This window comes from Lacicoccus alkaliphilus DSM 16010, from assembly GCF_900142805.1.
In the GTDB taxonomy this organism is placed as follows: domain Bacteria; phylum Bacillota; class Bacilli; order Staphylococcales; family Salinicoccaceae; genus Lacicoccus; species Lacicoccus alkaliphilus.
The window spans coordinates 849,609-866,317 of record NZ_FRCF01000002.1; the positions used below are offsets into that span (position 1 = coordinate 849,609).

Consider the following 16,709-nt stretch of genomic DNA (forward strand, 5'->3'; position numbering starts at 1 on the left):
CACTAAGTTCAACCTGATTCACAAATCACCCATGCATCAGGATTATGGCACATCAAAAAAACGCCCGGTCATCTGCCCGGGCGTCTCCTATCATCACCAGTTCACCGACCTTCAAAGCTGATATGCTCCATATGGCCGCTTGACTACACCATCCACGGCCGTGGGTTGGCGTTCAGCTCCTTTATATTACTTTGCGGCAATGCTTCCTTCTTCACCACTTTCGGCGTCATGCCGCCCTCGACGCGTTTCTTCAATTTCGTATCCATCCTGCCGACTTGAAAGCCATCATATTTCCTTATTGTCCCCGCACCGCATTCCGGGCAGAAATCATTTGCCAGATCTGCCGACATCGATTTCCATACGTCATATTCACCGCAAGTCGTGCATGTGAAAGTATACTTGGGCATCTAATCATCCAACTTCGGAATGATGTTGTCGTCAAATATTTCTTTTGGCAAGGACAATGTACAGCAGGCATTCGGTATATCGACGATGCCGCCGATGTTGCCCTGGACCGGTGCGGTGCCGAGCAGCATATACGCCTGCTCACCGGTGAATCCGCATGTCTTCAGAAATTCGATGGCATTGAGGCAGGCGTTCCTGTATGCCGTATTCGCATCCAGGTATGTCTGGCCGCCGGAAAATTCATTCACTGAAATGCCTTCGAACACGAGGTATTCATTATAGTGCGGCATGACGGGTCCCGGCTGGAAGGCAGGATTCCGCTCAATCTTATGTTTCTTCATGCCGCCTTTGATGACATCCACTTTCAGCTCGATCCATCCCGGCATTTCAATGCCGCCGCAGAATGTGATCTCACCGTCCCCTTGAGAAAAGTGCAGATCTCCGACCGACAGGTTCGCCCCGTCCACAAATACAGGGAAATAAATTCTCGAGCCCTTTGACAGGTTCTTGATGTCACAGTTGCCGCCGTTCTCCCTTGGAGGCACCGTCCGTGCGCCTTCCCTTGCCACCCTGTCGAAGTCCTCCCCCGTCAAGGTGCCAAGGACGACCGAGTCCTCGTCAGGGAGTTCCGCAAGCGGCGGCACGCGCTCAGGATCCGTATCCACCAATTTCTTTTCCCTGCGGTTCCATTCATCCAGAAGTTCCTGTGAAGGGGCGACGCCGATCAGGCCGGGATGGATGATGCCGGCAAACCTGACATTGGGTACATGTCGGCTCGTGGCATAAATGCCTTCGAAGTCCCATATGGATTTTGCTGCATCCGGGTAATGATCGACCAGGAAACTGCCGCCATTCTCTTTTGCGAAAATGCCGTTGAAGCCCCATTCATGTGCACTGAAGGTGCCGATATCCAAAATGTCGACTACGAGCAGGTCCCCGGGTTCCACACCATTGACATGGACCGGACCGCTCAGGACGTGGACGCGCTTCAAATTCACATCCCTGATGTCAGACGGGTCATCATTGTTTGAAATCTGACCGTCCGTCCAATCGAGGCATTCGAGCTTGAATGTCTCACCAGGATCTACGGAAAAGGCTGCGGGGATGTCGGGATGCCAGCGATTGTGGCCGGGGCGCTTCTGCTCATGCATCTTTTTAGTCAAATCCACTTCGAAAATCTGCTTGGACATGTTCTACCTCCTAAAATTTTGGTGTAATTTTATCATATAACCAAAATTATAAATAAACAAGCTTTTATGTAAGCGCATTCATGAAATGATTGAAAAACACCCCTGATGCTTCAGGGGAGAAAAACTTATCTTCAGTCCGTTTTCTTCAAAAATACAGCGTATAAAATCGTACCGACAATCAAACTCAACAGGGGCGCCGACAAGATGTAGATATTGATGTTCACCGCCGAGATGACGAATGAAACCAGCATGATCAAAATACTCGCTTTTGATTTCAAGTTCATCAGGCTTTTGAAGCAGCTGAGTAAGATGCCGAGTAAAGTGAGTATGACGATGATGGAGATCAGTTCACCGGGGATCGCGATCATCAGGGTGATCATCAGAGGGGCCAGCAGTCCAAAAAGTACAATCAAAATGCCCGCCACCACCGCGCTTTTGTACCGCTCACTCTTAACCCCGGCCTCCGCATTACTGCAGATCGTCGTCGACATGCCGCCGATCCCGGCCGCATGGCCACCGAACATACTGACGATGGATACACCGATGCCTGAAGACAGCACCACTTGCTGAAAAGGCACTTCATAACCGTTCTTCTTCAAGGCACTTAAGGAGATGGACACTTCATTGCTCAGAATCATCACGGCAACCGGAATCGAAATCACGGTGATGGTCACCATATCAATCTTGGGCTCCATGAACGCCACCGCAAAGACCACTTGATCAACCTCAAAGCTTTCAAAACCAATAAACAGAGCGGTTATGAAAACCACTGCCAGCCCGCCAAAGAACCCCGGGATGTTCTTGAGGTATACCTGCACCAGAAAATAAGCGAGAACCGATGCTGCCAGGACCAATACATAGCTGGATAAATCCAATATCGAGCTCAGTATATAATTCACCACTATCCCTGCAAGCATCGCCTCTATGATGTAGTTCGGAATGGAGGTGATGAAATCCCTCAGAAATTTCAATTGGCTGATCACAAGGAGCAGCAGGCCGGCGATCAAATACCCGCCCACCATCTCATTGATGCTGAACCCCTGCATCACCGGTATCAGGTAGATCGCCGTCGCCAGAGAATGCGCACCGATCAGCGGCATCCTGTATTTGAGCGTCAAGACCAGACTGATCAATCCGCCCATGACGTATATGGAAGACATCCATGAAAAAAGCTGTAACTCACTCAACCCCAGATCCCGGGCGGATTCGATGATCACCATGCCTGAAAAGGATGTCAGAAGGGCAGCAATGATGCCGGTGAAAATATGTTCCGGTTTAATACGCTTCATGATCATTCCGCCCCGCCTTTTATATGATGTAATGATTGGAGCTGTCCTGGTGACTGATAAACGATGTTATAATAAATTGCAAGAAATTCTGAAGTTCAAGTGGATAGACCACTCGCCGTGTGCTTGGGTTGCATTCTCAGATGCCATGTCATTTTTATATTTCTGCCCGCTGCCGCAAAGGCATGGCTCATTGCCTCCCACCTTTGGCGAGGTGACCGGTGCACGAACTTTAGGGATAAAGGCATCCAATTCGGAGGATAGTCTATGGTCCTACCGCCCCAGCTTCTGAAGTGCGCTGATTTTCCAGTCTTCAAGTTCAGGGTGATCATACCCCATGACTTTAAAATAGCCGTAAGCCATTTCGTCCATGTCAAAGATCTGTCCCTTGTATTCATAAGTCATATAGTCTTCAATTTCAGGGCGGCCTTCTGCTGTCAGCTGCTCAGCGAGCCCTCTGATGGCGACAGATTTCATATCGGTGTCCTCGATCGTCCAATACAGGTGTTTGAGTGCTTCGATTGCACCTGCGGTATGGGTCTTCAATCTGGTATATGGGAGCAAGACCTGCAGCCAGTGGTTCGACCGCCTCGACGACCCGGCCCGACTGGAACCCGACGAGTGCATCCTTCAGCTCCTCCAGTAAAATATCCTCATCACGGAGCAGCAGTGATGCCAATTCTTCAATCATGCTCTCATCTTTGATCGGACCGGCTTTGTAGACGGCGATCATGCCTTTAAAATCAAAATAAGGTGGCGATTTCTGCTCTCGGATGGTGTGCCGCAAATCTTCCGGATCAACCCAGCCTTCCTTCGCCTGCCTATATGCCATCGCTTTTGCCCTGTTGTACGGTCGCTGATCATAGTGTTCGAGCGACTCCATTTCCTTCAAATGGTTTTCAAGCATTTGTTCGAGTTCATCCTGTGACGCTTCAGCCACCTGGGTGAAAAAACCCATTCCTCCATTGAAAATACAGATTGGAGCACTTCACGGTTTTCAATTTTCACATCAAGCGGCAATCCTTCAGCAACTCTTTTGAGTGAGAGCGCGATGAATCCGGGCGCGCTTTTCATCGCTTCCATCAATAAAGGAACATCTTCGTTGGAAAATGTCATATCTCCTATTGCAGTAGCATAATCCGAAGCTTTCTCCGGCTTCTCTATTACTTCCTTCAAAAGCCTCGCCGGCCACTCCGGTTTTGTGGAAGGGAAAGTGCCGACTGCATTAAGTGCAAAATGACGCACCACTTTATCATCAGAAGTCAGGTAAGGATCGATTCTTTCAAGCAGGTCCATATGGAAAACCTCTTTATCTTTTAGTTGAACACATTATAACAAAACATTCATCAAAAACTGAAAATATAAACAGGTTCCGGTTTTAAAATTTATACCGGAGCCTGTCACTACTTTCAATTTATAATGTTACTTCACCTTCAACCCTCTATACCTGTTCACCGCAGCAATGAATTCCTGCTTCCTCGGCAATGCCATATTGCCCGGATGGCCGCCGAACGGTGATATGGCATCGAGACCTCCTTTTTCAATACGAGCATATATTTTATCGGCCGCTTCAGATATCGTCACCCTATCATCCAGCACTTCGTCCTTGAAGTATTCGATCATCGCAGTGATTGCATTCGTCTGACTTGTATCCGTGAGCTGTTCCAGTCCGGAGATGTCAATGGATTCTTTGCCGTAGAGGATGGTGTGGAGCCCTTTTGATTTCAGTCTGCCATCCTTACCCCTTTTGGCAAAGCTCTTTTTAAGCGGTGTCCGCTCAGACAGCACTCCGAACGCTTTATGGGAAGTATCCGGCCTTCTGTAACCGTCGGTGTCTGCAATGGTCTTCGCTTCCCTGGTCACATCCTTCAGCCGGTACTCATCCATCATCAGCACATGGTCGGCCGCTTCAAAGTAGTCACCGGACCCGCCGACGATGAGTATGGTGGACACACCCTTCTCCCCATACAGCGCCCGGATTTTATCAGAGAATGGTGTGATCGGCTCCTTGTCCGGGGCGATCAGCTTCTGCATGCGGGCGTCCCGGATCATGAAGTTGGTGGCAGATGTATCCTCATCGATGAGCATCAGTGAAGATCCCGCCTCCAATGCCTCCATTACGTTTGCCGCCTGTGAAGTGCTGCCGCTGGCATTTGCCGTTGAAAACTTGTGTGTATCCTTGCCGCCCGGCAGGTTGTTGATGAACGGGGCAATATCGACACCCGACACACTGCGCCCGTCTTCTGCACGGATTTTCACCGCGTCCGGACGCGTGAGAACGAGTTCCCTGCCGTCGCCTTCAATATGGTGATACACCCCGCGCTCCAATGCCTCAAGGAGCGTCGATTTACCGTGGTAGCCCCCGCCGACGATCAGTGTGATCCCTTCAGGGAGGCCCATCCCCGTGACTTTGTCTCCACTCGGTAATTCAATCTCCGTCTCCAGACTTTCCGGACTCTCGAAAGGCACCGCACCCTGCATCGGCCTATCCGACACCCCGCTCTCCCGAGGCAGTACTGAACCGTCCGCAACGAATGCGATCAAATTCTGCTCCTTCATCACTTCCAGTATATGCTCCTGGTCAAGCATCAGAATGATCTGGTCTTTCAAACCCTGTTGATTAAGGTTTTTGTATAATAAAGACTCCACCGCTTCAGGCATCATCTCACTGAATATGGAGGCGGCCGCCTTACCGAGTATCTTCCGGCCTGCAGCAGGGAGGCCCGCTTCGATCCGGACCTCGATTTCTTCATCACCGATCACGACAGCGGTCCGCTCGAACATCTCCTGGCCGCAGCGGTCGATGAATACTTTGCCGTTGGTCCCCTGCCCTTTCGATTTCTTATTGAGCTGACCAATCTTTCTATCGAAAGTGCGTATCAGAAAATCGGAAGCGGCGATCCGCTCAGGCTTGGATTCAAGCAGATCATCCAGTATGCCGATGGTTTTCCGGTCGATGATGATGCGCATTTTGGAAGGCGGCGCAAAGGGGTCGACCTGCACATGATCGACGGCGAGACGGAACCCGCCGAAGTCGTATATCCCTTTAATCTGTTTATATCTGCCGTATGTCTGCCTGTCCAATGAGTGCAGCAGATGATTCAAATCATGATTAGTTTTCATCTAATTTCCCTTTCAGTACATTTGTTCAACCACTTGTTAAAGCGTCTGTTTCCCCTACTTAACCTAACATATTAAAACATATACAAAAACCTCAACTGATTGAAATCCACAGTCATCCCTGAATTTTCCCTTTTATAAAGAAACCATATAAAATATAGCCCACAATCAAACTCAATAAAGGCGCCGACAAAATGTAAACATTGATATTTGCAGCTGAAATGACAAACGAAATCATGATGATGATACTCGTTCTGGATTTCAGACCCATTAAACTTTTGAAGCAATTCAATAAAATCCCGAGCAGTGTAAGTATGACGATGATGGATATCAACTCTCCCTGGATGGCCCTCATCAGATTGATCATCAAAGGGGCAAGTAATCCGAAAAGTACAATCAGACTGCCGGCCACCACTGCACTTTTATATCTCTCACCTTTAACCCCGGCCTCCTCATTGCTGCAGATCGTCGTCGACATACCGCCGATCCCCGCCGCGTGCCCGCCGAACATGTTCACGATGGACGTCCCGATGCCTGAAGATAATACCCCTTGCTGAAAAGGCACTTCATAGCCATTCTTCTTCAGGGCACTTAAGGAAATGGAAACTTCATTGCCCAGTATCATCACAGCCACCGGCAGCGAAATCACGGTGATGGTCACCAGATCAATCTGCGGCTCTATGAACGCCACTGAAAAGACCACTTGATCGACCTCAAAACTTTCAAATCCAATAAACAGACTTGATATAAAGACAACGGCCAACCCACCAAAGAACCCCGGGATATTTTTTATGTATACCTGCACCAGAAAATAAGCGATGACCGATGCTGCCAGGATCAATACATAAGCTGACAGCTCCAATATTGAACTGAGCATATAATTGACCACTATCCCGGCAAGCATCGCTTCTATAATGTAATTCGGTATGGAAATGATGAAATCCCTGATGAATTTCAATTGACTGATCACCAGAAGCAGCAGACCGGCCATCAAATATCCTCCGACCATTTCATTGATGTTGAAGCCCTGCATAATCGGAATCAAGAAAATTGCGGTCGCCAAAGAATGTGCACCGATCAAAGGCATCCTGTACTTTAATGTCAATACCAGACTGATTACACCACCCATAATATATATGGAAGCAATCCATGAATAAAGCTGTGACTAACTCAATCCCAAGTCGTTGGAGGCTTGGATAATCACCATACCTGAGAAGGCTGTCAACAAGGCAGCAATGATTCCGGTGAAAACATGTTGCGATTTAAAATTCTTCATAAGTTAAAGCCCTTTCTATATACATAGAAAACGTTACTTAACAAGAATATTACCTCACCCTCATCGTCTATTAAACTGTTCACTTAAAAAACTCTAATCCCACACAATAAATTAGAGCTTTTTAAATTTTTCATCTGCAGTTTCACAGATTCATATTAATATGCCCAATAATCTGGTTATAGACGGTGCCTGCTGACATACTTGAAATCAGAACCTTTCCATCATAAAACTTCTCTTTGTGCATTTCTAAGTATGTCAACAATATTCCTTCAACTCTATCTGTTAAACGCCTCACTGTAGTACTCACGAAGCTCAGCTGCATTATCATCAAAAGTATGAGTGAAGATGATTCTGCATCTATCCTCCTCCTTCAATGAAATATTCACTTGATCATCAACTTCACGGGAGCCAAAGGAATATGGCTTCTCTAGTTCTGTAATTGTCGCACTGTATGTCGACCCTTCCCCATCATTGAAAGCAATCTTGCCACCGATCTTTGATCCATCTCTCCGGTTGCGAAAGGATACCATTCAGCGAAGTGATCAGGATCTGTAAGAGTAGAGAAAACTTCTTCAGGATGATGTAGGGTAAACTTTTCAAACCTTAAAATGTAACATCCGTTTGACTCATGCAGTCTGCCATATTCCGTCATCTTTTCGTGCTCCTTTTTTCACCATTTATAATCACATAAAAAAAGACTGACGCTTCTTATATTCGTTTTCTTGCTTACGGTGCCATATTATTTTTAACTAAACGCTTCGTCAGAAAAAACTTTGATTCGATACAATACTAATATATACCCTAATAATACATTATCTCTGATCATCATATTATCAAAGCTTCATTTTAAGCTGATCAATTGAAAAAGCCCTAATCCTTTGCATTGGATCAGGGCTTTTTGATGATAATATCTTTGTAGTTTCACAGTCTTAGATTAAAATGTTTTACTCTATCTCTTCAAATGTTCCTAGGTCTTCAACAATGCACTTGTGACAATTTCAGTTGCAACTGGCAGATGTTCCCGGTTGAATGTTATTTCCGGGTGATGGAGACCCGGCGTCAATCCTCATCCTATACCGAGCATCGTCGATTTCAAATGGGGTTTTGTGAATGTATAGAGATGGAAGTCTTCGCCACCGGTCGTAAGGATTCCGGTGCGTATTTCTCTTACTCACATTTCTACAATAGAACTTTATGAATACGGCTGCTCTAATTCTGTATCGGTCGCCTCGTACGTCAATTTTTCACTATCATCAAAAAAAACCTTTACTTCAAGCTTGATATCCATTTCTCCCATTTCGAAAGTACACCATTCAGCGAAGAAGCAGAATCTGTTAGAATAGAGACAATATTATCAGAATAATTTGCGGCAACCATTCAAATCTCAAAATATAACGACCATCTCACCGGCCAGCATGGTGCAAAGTAAACTAAAATAGTCTGTAAAATAAGCTCTGTTCGTTATTAGTAGATAAGCTTTCTGTAATTGATATCTAAAGCTCGCTTATTAGGAAATTTGATGTCTATGGACAATATTCAGATAATCGATATCACAAAAGTCATTTCTAAGATGACAGGGAGAATATCAAAATATAAAAACAGAGAAAGTCAAAAAACTCTTCGCTATATATTTTTTCTATTTTAGAGAGCTTATTTTATAATGATTTCTTATCTTTAATTATAAAATTTGATATGGAGGATAACCATTATGGAGATGTCTATCACTGAACAACTGCAATATTCTACGATAAGAATTGAATGTGAGCATATCAATGGAATGATAAGTACAGGGACTGGTTACTTCTTTAAATTTAAAGAGAATGAAGAAAATGGCAGTTACATGCCTGTAGTAATAACAAATAAACATGTTATATAAGATAGCTCAAATGGAAAACTCATTTTTACGAAATCCAATCCGTCAGGTTATCCCAAAGATACTGATCATTATCATTTAGAAATACAGAATTTTGAATCTCACTGGAAAAACCATCCTAATCCTGAAGTCGATTTATGTGTTATGTCCATCATGCCTTTAATTAATTATGCTCACACTAGCGGAAATGAATTATTCTTTATACCCTTAGATAAATCACTAATACCTACAAATTCTCAACTAAAAGATTTAAAGGCTTTGGAGGATGTAATAATGATGGGCTATCCTAATGGGATTTGGGATCGCGTTAATAATAAACCCATTTTCAGAAAAGGGATAACTGCTACTCACCCTTATAATAATTATGATGGGAAAGAAGAATTTATGATTGATGCTGCATGTTTTCCTGGTTCCAGTGGCTCACCAGTATTTTTGCTAAACGAGGGCAGCTATCAAGATAGACAAGGAAACACCTACATGGGACAAACACGCATTTTTTTATTAGTCATTTTATATGCTGGTCCTCAACATACTATTACAGGAGAAATAGAAATTATAGATATTCCAACTTCTGATACGGCGGTACCCATCTCTAGAATCCCAAATAATTTAGGATTAATAATTAAATCTTCTAGAATAAATGAATTGGAAGGTTTATTTTAAAGCATTTAACAGAATGACTCATATATTTCTATGTAATTTTGTGAATTGTGAGTTATATTACATGCACCACTAATTGGAGTTTATTGTTGTGCTAAGTAAACTTTTAAATAAGCACTTATTTATGAAAATTTTGCATCTTAAATAAATCTAATTGTATAGATATTGGGAGTGATTCTTTGAAGAAGAAAATTAAAGTATTTTTGAGTTCACGTATGGATGGGGATTTTGTACACATACGTACAGCTATTTGGGATTGCCTTGAAAAAACGAATTATTTCGATGTATACGCTTTCGAAAAAGCAGGGGCTTCGAGCACAAATACAAAAAATGCTTATTTAAGAGAAATTCAAGACTCTGACGTAGTCCTTATACTTATTGATAATAGATCCGGAATTAATCAAGGTGTTGCGGAAGAGATTAAAAGAGCTAAATTATTAAAGAAGAAAATGATATATATTTTTTCAAAAGATCAATGTTCTGAGCCAACATATTTACAAAAAGAACTAATAAATATGGGACCTGATGTAAGTCAAAAATTTATTGAGGTAGATAAAAACGAAGACATTATTGAAGTAACTATAGAGAGTCTTGTTAGTGATGTAATCAATGAATATATTTATACAGATAGTTTATTAAGCGGATATACCGAAGAAAACTCAATAGATAAAGAATATCCTGATTATAAAATTTCTCGTTCCACTATTAAAGACTTCGACTTTATTACAGAATACTTGCACTCGTATTTTTATACAAGACCCCAATATAATGCTAAAGAATCCACTTTAAATCGCATACAGAAGAAGAATGCTGTCGATTTATTAAAAATCATCTTAGGAGAAGCAAGTTTCCATCCTAATAAGCTAAGAAGTTTAGAAGAAATTATTCTTTCTTATCATGCAGAAGAGTTTCATAATATCATTAAAAAAAGAATTTTGGCTTTAAATAGTTATCTGTTATCAGACTTTGCTAGCACAATAGACCACTTGAGAGCTGCACTGGCAATGTGCCATGATAATATTCAGGTGCCAAATTGGTTCAAGCTTGATATAGCTATTGATTTAAGGAATGTCTTAAATGATTTCGATAGACTTCATAACCAAATATCTGCTGAAAATGAAGGACAAAAATTAATAAATGAAAGTACTGAACCATTATTTTATCCGTATATTGATCGCCAAAAAGAATCTCTTTATCAAGATATTTCAAGACGCTACTATGATGCCCAGAATTCATCCCCTTACTCCCAGACCTTCAGGAATGATAATCACTTAATCAATGCGATTAGTAACAGTTTTATTGTTGCGATGATGAATGTCTCTATAATTAATATGGATTCAGTCAAAAATCAAATTATTGATTACATAAACCTTATAAATTATGAGTACGGATCTAATAGCAATTATTTAAATTTAATAAAACTTTTAATACTTTCTAAAGACGATAAATCATTAAGTCGATTAAGAAGACGGTACAATTTTAATGAGGCAATTCTTACCAGTTCAGATATCTCTAACATTATCAGGTCTATAGAACATAGTACTAATGCGACAGATGTATTTGTTAGGAAATTAATACTTCTTAAGAACTTTGGTTATCTTTTTGATAATGATTTGTATAAGTCCTTTTCAAATAAATTATTTGAAGACATCAATACTTGGATTGAAGATGAGAATAAAATAGTACCTTTGGGAAATATAATCTTATCAACTTTATCGGAAAATACCTTAAGGCTGGATGTTGAAACCCTAATAACTACCTTGTTGAAATTCTTTGATTATAATATTAAAAGATGGTATATAGAAGTTTGTAGAGTTCTTGCTTTAATTGACTATGACAAAGCTACTAAACAACTTAATATAAAAGTTAAAAATTTCATTCTTAACTTCTTAGACATAAATTCATTGAGAGATTATTATCATTTTGATGAGTTCATCGTTAAATATTACTATAGTACAAATATTGATTTATCTGATTTGAAGCAGTTCCTTGTAGAGAATTACACTGACTTTTTTCAACAGGATATTTTAATTAACTCTAGAGACCTATCTCAGAACCAAGTGGAAGGTTATATAATGGAAACCCTGGAATCTATCAATAAGATGAATCAAGAACAAGGACAAGATGGAGTTATTTATGGTTACTCAGATAGACCTTACTCTTTTCTCAGAAATTTATTATTAAATACTTCAATAGAAATTTCTAATTCAATACAATTAAGAATGATGGATACTATAAAAGAAACTTTGTTTGCACCTAAACAAACTTCTGATTTTAAGATTGAAAGTTTATATTTAGTCATATTTCTTAATCAGAACATTAACTATAATACTGATTTTATAAATTCTCTTAAAGAAAATAAAGATTTGATACTAAATACTTCAGGTTCTAGCTTATTTACAAATGACTCAGTAAGATTGTTAGAGTTCGTATATACATTAACTTTATCTAGTTTAGAAAAAGATGATCAATTAATTTTAGATAGTTTGTTTTTCACTATTGAATTTGATGAATATGAAACTATTCAAGCACTCAAGTCTTTAGAAAGATACTTGCATTATAATAATTTTGATACCTTGAACGAAGCTATATTTAAATATATTTTACATTTTGCTTCACTTAAAACCAACTCTTCAGAAAAAAATATTAGAATTTTTTCGATTAGGTGCTTAGTAGAGTTGATTAGGTATAATGAAGAAGAAGTTTTGGAGAAGCTATATTTCATTATGAATAATAGTACTCCTGAAATTAAGAGTCATCTCATTGGGCTGTTAAATACCAAAGATATATCAGAACAAGACTATTTAATAAAAATTTTCCAACAAGCTAGACTAGATGAAAATTATCTAGTGAGATATACATTAGATAATTTCTAGTTATTAATTAACTCATGTCTATAGGAGTATATTTAAGAGTTATTTCGAGTGTATTAAAAAACAGTTCCATTAAGCATCTCATCAAATCCACACCCTTGAAGTAAAACTGACTGTACGACTTCAAGGGTGTTCCTCATAAAATATATTATTTTGATTACCTAGAATAATTCAACGCTATTTTTCTTGAGAATGATATTTCCTAAAAACTTATATCATCTCATCTTCATCTTCTCACCTGAAGTGCAACTCGTGCTCTCAATCTCCACCCCATAATGTTCCTTCGCAGACTCTGCAGATATCAATCCGGTCTTCAGCTCTTCCATGACCGCTTCTTTATCCCGCTCCTTCGGGTCGCCGTAGCCACCGCCGCCTCCGGCGATCTGGGTGTAGACCGTTCCTGCCGGGATATCGGAGACGAGGTCTTTCACTTCGGAGTCATAGACCGTGCCGTCCGGGTACTCGATCTTGATCGAGTTCAGCCCGCCGTCGGTGCCGCCGAGGAGTCCTTTGCCTGCGGAGGCTTCGTATTTGCCGTCACCGAATATGCTGAGCTGGGTGTTGTCGGCATTCACTTCGAACACTGTCTCGACGCCGTAGCCGCCGCGCCATTGGCCGGCACCTGCGGAGTCCGTGGCATATTCATACTTATGGAGCGTAAGCGGCATGGTGATCTCGAACATTTCAGGGTCCTGTGCCGCCAGGGCACCGCCTGAGGCAATCAGGCCGATATGGTCGAAGCCGTTCGCACCGTATGTGCCACCGCTGCCTCCTTTCGAGCCGTTCAATAAAATATCGACGAACGGTGCTTCCGTATCCGGATCCTTGCCGTTGATGATGCCGCAAAGGAGCGGATTCCATCCTGCCGTGACGCGCTCGGGCAGCACTTCGGACAATGCCATCATGACGACCGTCACGATCTGGTCGCTCAGATGGTTGCCGAAACCTGATGCCGCCGGGAACTTCGGATTCAGCATCGTACCTTCCGGCACGGTGATGTCGATGCAGTTATGAATCGCATCATTATGCGGCAGATCCTGATCGCTCAGCATGAAGAAAGCGATCATCACCGATGAAATCGTGACCGGCAGCGGAGCATTGACGTAGCCCTTCGTCTGAGGATGTGTGCCCGCGAAATCAAATGTCATCTTTTCATTCTCCACCGTGATGGTGACATCGATGTTCATCTCTTTATCATGGTCGAACCCGTCGTCGTATGTGAGGATACTGCTCGTATACACCCCGTTCGGGATATCCTCGATGATTTTCTTTGCAATTTCCTCGGTCGACTTGAATATTTCAGCGACCGCTTCATTCAATGTCTCCACACCGTACTTGTCATAGATGGCGATGAGTTCCCGCTCGCCGACGGCACAGCCCCCGATCATCGCAGTGACGTCATCCGCCACAACGGGCAGCCTGACGTTGCCGAAGACGAGGTCCCAGACATCCTGGCGCTTTTTGCTGCTTTCGATGATTTTCAGCGGAGTGATCCGGAGACCTTCCTGCCAGAGGTCGGTCGCATACGGGTTGTATGAGCCCGGTACCGCACCGCCGACATCGGCCTGGTGGGCGATGATCGCCGTCCATGCGACAAGCTCCCCTTCATAAAACACGGGCTTCACGACTTTCCAGTCTGAGTTCTGGTTACCGCCTGTATACGTATCGTTATGGAGGAATACATCCCCTTCTTTAACGTCATCCTTGAAGTATTCAACGATGGCTTTCACTCCCGGCACTGTAGCATAGCCGAGTATCGGAATGTATTCGGTCTGTTCGATGAGTGTACCGTCCGCTGCGTATAAACCGAGTGAGAAATCGCGCCCTTCCACAAGCAGCGGCGAGTGTGCACTTTTCTCGATGGTGACACCCATCTGGCCGCAGATTGATTTCAAACGGTTGGACAATACTGATACTAATATCTGATCCATACTGATCACTCCCCTTTATCCGTCATTAAAAAGTTGCCATTACGCTCCGTTTTCACCTGATATTGATCAGGCACGACAATCGTCGTTGTGACAAGTTCAATGATGGCAGGACCATCGACTGTGCAGCCCGCACCCATCTCCTCGCCGTCATAGACGTTCGCTTCCACGAATTCATGTCGTACAGGATCGTACATTTCACGCGTATTTTTGAGATAACCGGATGCTTCCTTGTCCGCATCATGAATTTCCTGTATCGAGAACTTCGTATGTTCCCCCTGGCATGAGACACGGATGTTCATCAGTTCCATTTCATTACCGCGGAGGTCAAATCCGTACAGCCTCCGGTGTTCTTCATGGAATAATTCCTCCACATCCGCACGCTGCGCATTTAACAGCAGGCTGATGTCGAACTCCACTGTCACTTCGAAATGCTGCCCGATATACCTTAAATCAAGGCCAACGATGACGATTTGCTCATTTTCCGGCACACCTTCTGCGCTGAGGAGTTTCTTCCCTTCCTGTACATCATCCTCTATGACGCTGTACAGCGACTTATGATCGACTTCCGACCACTTGCTGTAGTGGCTCCTAAGATAATCATGTCTAAGCATTGATGACAGCATGCCAACCGCACACAACACCGACGAAAATCTCGGTACGATGATTTCCTTGATGCCAAGCTCACGGGCGATCATGGCTGCATGGACAGGTCCCGCACCGCCTGCAACCACCAGAGGAAACTCCCTAGGATCATAGCCGTTCTCCACTGTGACATCCTTGATGCCGCTTGCCATATTCAAATTCGATATCGAATAAATGCCGAATGCAGCTTTCTCCGTCGTAATTCCCGTTGGTTCGGCAATTCTCTCTTCAATAGCATCCCGCGCAGCCTCCTTATCAAGGCGCATTGAGCCGCCAAGGAAATAGCCGTCGTTCAAATAACCGAGCACAAGATCCGCATCACTCGTCGTCGGCTCCACACCGCCTCTGCCATAGCTGACCGGACCCGGTGTCGCACCGGCACTTTCCGGCCCAACCTTCAAAAGTCCGCCGTCGTTGACGCGCGCAATGCTCCCGCCACCGGAGCCGATCGTATGAATATCAGCCATCGGCAGTGAGATCGAGTTTTTATTGATTTCGCCTGTCTTACGGATGGACACCTTTCCGTCACGCACAATGGATGCTTCAAACGAAGTGCCGCCCATATCGACGACAATCGCATTTTCATAGCCGCTGGATTCCGCGAACTTGCCGCCCGCTACAGGACCCGCTGCAGGACCGGACAACAACGTCGTCGCCGGTAGTTTCTTGACCGTACCCGCATTATTGACGCCGCCGTTTGACTGCATGATCAAGAGGTTCCCGTTGAAATCATAATCCTGAAGCTTATCCACCAGGTTGGTGATGTACTGGTTGAGTATCGGACCTGCATAAGCATTCATCACTGCGGTGCTCGTCCGGTCGTACAGACGGAGGATCGGTACGACTTCCGTAGAGACGGTGGTGAATGCCTCCGGCAGATGCTTCTCGATGATGCTTTTCACTGCCTGCTCATGTGCATCATTCGCATAGGAATGCATGAATGAAATCGCCACGGCCTCGACTTTTTCGGACTTCAGTTTCTCGGCGATGGCGACGACCTGCTTTTCATCAACCGCCGTCATGACACCGCCGCCTTTGTCCATGCGCTCGGAGACGCCGACTCGGAGATCCCTCGGCACGAGCGCCGGCGGTGCTTCATATTTATTGTTGAAGAGGTTGTCCCGGCTCCGGACACCGCGCCGCATCTGCAGCACGTCCCTGAACCCTTCCGTCGTGACGAGTGCGGTCTTCGAGCCGTTGTTCGTCAGCACCGCATTCGTCGTCACCGTCGTACCGTGGACGATGAGTGACGTTTGTGACAACAATTCGTTCACCGTCATATCCAGCATTTCGGCAAAACCTTTTAGCCCGTTCATCACACCGACGGACGGATCCTCCACAATCGTAGAGGTTTTATTGATCGTCTGCTTCCCTGTCGATGAATCCATCAAAAGCAGATCCGTGAATGTGCCCCCTACATCTATTCCTATTACATACCCCATTGGTTTTCCTC

At 43.9% G+C, this 16,709-nt stretch carries 12 protein-coding genes and 1 pseudogene; 2 read left to right on the plus strand and 11 right to left on the minus strand.

Annotation, left to right across the window (positions count from 1 at the left end; all coding sequences use genetic code 11):
- Positions 1–143 precede the first annotated feature (143 nt).
- The 9 genes and pseudogenes from BUA12_RS04465 to BUA12_RS04505 all read right to left on the minus strand — a co-directional run.
- The gene (locus BUA12_RS04465; RefSeq protein ID WP_072708713.1) at positions 144–407 is read right to left on the minus strand and encodes an FmdB family zinc ribbon protein; all 264 of its coding nucleotides are present in this window, start codon (positions 405–407) and stop codon (positions 144–146) included.
- A complete protein-coding gene (gene fmdA, locus BUA12_RS04470) occupies positions 408–1,595 on the minus strand; it encodes a formamidase (RefSeq protein ID WP_072708715.1) in 1,188 nt (395 codons plus the stop codon). It abuts the gene before it with no gap.
- A gap of 131 nt (positions 1,596–1,726) precedes the next feature.
- Positions 1,727–2,884, minus strand: coding sequence for a benzoate/H(+) symporter BenE family transporter (locus BUA12_RS04475; RefSeq protein ID WP_178138218.1), 1,158 nt, complete (start codon positions 2,882–2,884; stop codon positions 1,727–1,729).
- Positions 2,885–2,950: 66 nt separating this feature from the next.
- The gene (locus BUA12_RS13290) at positions 2,951–3,085 is read right to left on the minus strand and encodes an SEC-C metal-binding domain-containing protein (protein WP_353961323.1); all 135 of its coding nucleotides are present in this window, start codon (positions 3,083–3,085) and stop codon (positions 2,951–2,953) included.
- A 69-nt stretch (positions 3,086–3,154) separates the two neighbouring features.
- Entirely contained in the window at positions 3,155–3,358 is a 204-nt protein-coding gene (locus BUA12_RS04485; RefSeq protein ID WP_072708724.1) for a hypothetical protein, read from the minus strand.
- Positions 3,327–3,839 carry a hypothetical protein gene (locus tag BUA12_RS04490; protein ID WP_178138219.1) on the minus strand — a complete coding sequence of 171 codons (513 nt, stop codon included), beginning with the start codon at positions 3,837–3,839 and terminating at the stop codon, positions 3,327–3,329. Before BUA12_RS04490 ends, BUA12_RS04485 begins: the two co-directional genes overlap by 32 nt.
- Entirely contained in the window at positions 3,770–4,177 is a 408-nt protein-coding gene (locus BUA12_RS04495) for a hypothetical protein (RefSeq protein WP_072708730.1), read from the minus strand. The genes BUA12_RS04490 and BUA12_RS04495 overlap by 70 nt, the downstream gene beginning before the upstream one ends.
- Positions 4,178–4,303: 126 nt before the next feature.
- On the minus strand, positions 4,304–6,004 hold the full coding sequence (locus BUA12_RS04500) for an ABC-ATPase domain-containing protein (RefSeq protein WP_072708734.1): 1,701 nt from the start codon (positions 6,002–6,004) through the stop codon (positions 4,304–4,306).
- Positions 6,005–6,116: 112 nt separating this feature from the next.
- Positions 6,117–7,151 (minus strand): annotated as a pseudogene (locus tag BUA12_RS04505) (benzoate/H(+) symporter BenE family transporter); the annotation flags it as partial.
- A gap of 2,083 nt (positions 7,152–9,234) precedes the next feature.
- On the opposite strand from BUA12_RS04505, the gene BUA12_RS13145 reads away from it, so the two are divergent.
- Entirely contained in the window at positions 9,235–9,813 is a 579-nt protein-coding gene (locus BUA12_RS13145) for a S1 family peptidase (protein ID WP_281248121.1), read from the plus strand.
- Between the two features lie 176 nt (positions 9,814–9,989).
- Positions 9,990–12,686: a DUF4062 domain-containing protein gene (locus tag BUA12_RS04520; protein ID WP_072708740.1), complete on the plus strand. Its 2,697-nt coding sequence runs from the start codon at positions 9,990–9,992 to the stop codon at positions 12,684–12,686.
- 212 nt (positions 12,687–12,898) lie between these two features.
- Here BUA12_RS04520 and BUA12_RS04525 read toward each other — a convergent pair whose 3' ends face one another.
- On the minus strand, positions 12,899–14,614 hold the full coding sequence (locus tag BUA12_RS04525; RefSeq protein WP_072708743.1) for a hydantoinase B/oxoprolinase family protein: 1,716 nt from the start codon (positions 14,612–14,614) through the stop codon (positions 12,899–12,901).
- A gap of 5 nt (positions 14,615–14,619) precedes the next feature.
- Entirely contained in the window at positions 14,620–16,698 is a 2,079-nt protein-coding gene (locus tag BUA12_RS04530) for a hydantoinase/oxoprolinase family protein (RefSeq protein WP_072708746.1), read from the minus strand.
- Positions 16,699–16,709 lie beyond the last annotated feature (11 nt).

What these genes read in the sequence shown, in the direction of transcription:
- BUA12_RS04465 (WP_072708713.1), bottom strand. Translation starts at nt 407, where the DNA reads ATGCCCAAGTATACTTTCACATGCACGACTTGCGGTGAATATGACGTA.
- fmdA (WP_072708715.1), bottom strand. Translation starts at nt 1,595, where the DNA reads ATGTCCAAGCAGATTTTCGAAGTGGATTTGACTAAAAAGATGCATGAG.
- BUA12_RS04475 (WP_178138218.1), bottom strand. Translation starts at nt 2,884, where the DNA reads ATGAAGCGTATTAAACCGGAACATATTTTCACCGGCATCATTGCTGCC.
- BUA12_RS04485 (WP_072708724.1), bottom strand. Translation starts at nt 3,358, where the DNA reads ATGAAATCTGTCGCCATCAGAGGGCTCGCTGAGCAGCTGACAGCAGAA.
- BUA12_RS04490 (WP_178138219.1), bottom strand. Translation starts at nt 3,839, where the DNA reads ATGGGTTTTTTCACCCAGGTGGCTGAAGCGTCACAGGATGAACTCGAA.
- BUA12_RS04495 (WP_072708730.1), bottom strand. Translation starts at nt 4,177, where the DNA reads ATGGACCTGCTTGAAAGAATCGATCCTTACCTGACTTCTGATGATAAA.
- BUA12_RS04500 (WP_072708734.1), bottom strand. Translation starts at nt 6,004, where the DNA reads ATGAAAACTAATCATGATTTGAATCATCTGCTGCACTCATTGGACAGG.
- BUA12_RS04525 (WP_072708743.1), bottom strand. Translation starts at nt 14,614, where the DNA reads ATGGATCAGATATTAGTATCAGTATTGTCCAACCGTTTGAAATCAATC.
- BUA12_RS04530 (WP_072708746.1), bottom strand. Translation starts at nt 16,698, where the DNA reads ATGGGGTATGTAATAGGAATAGATGTAGGGGGCACATTCACGGATCTG.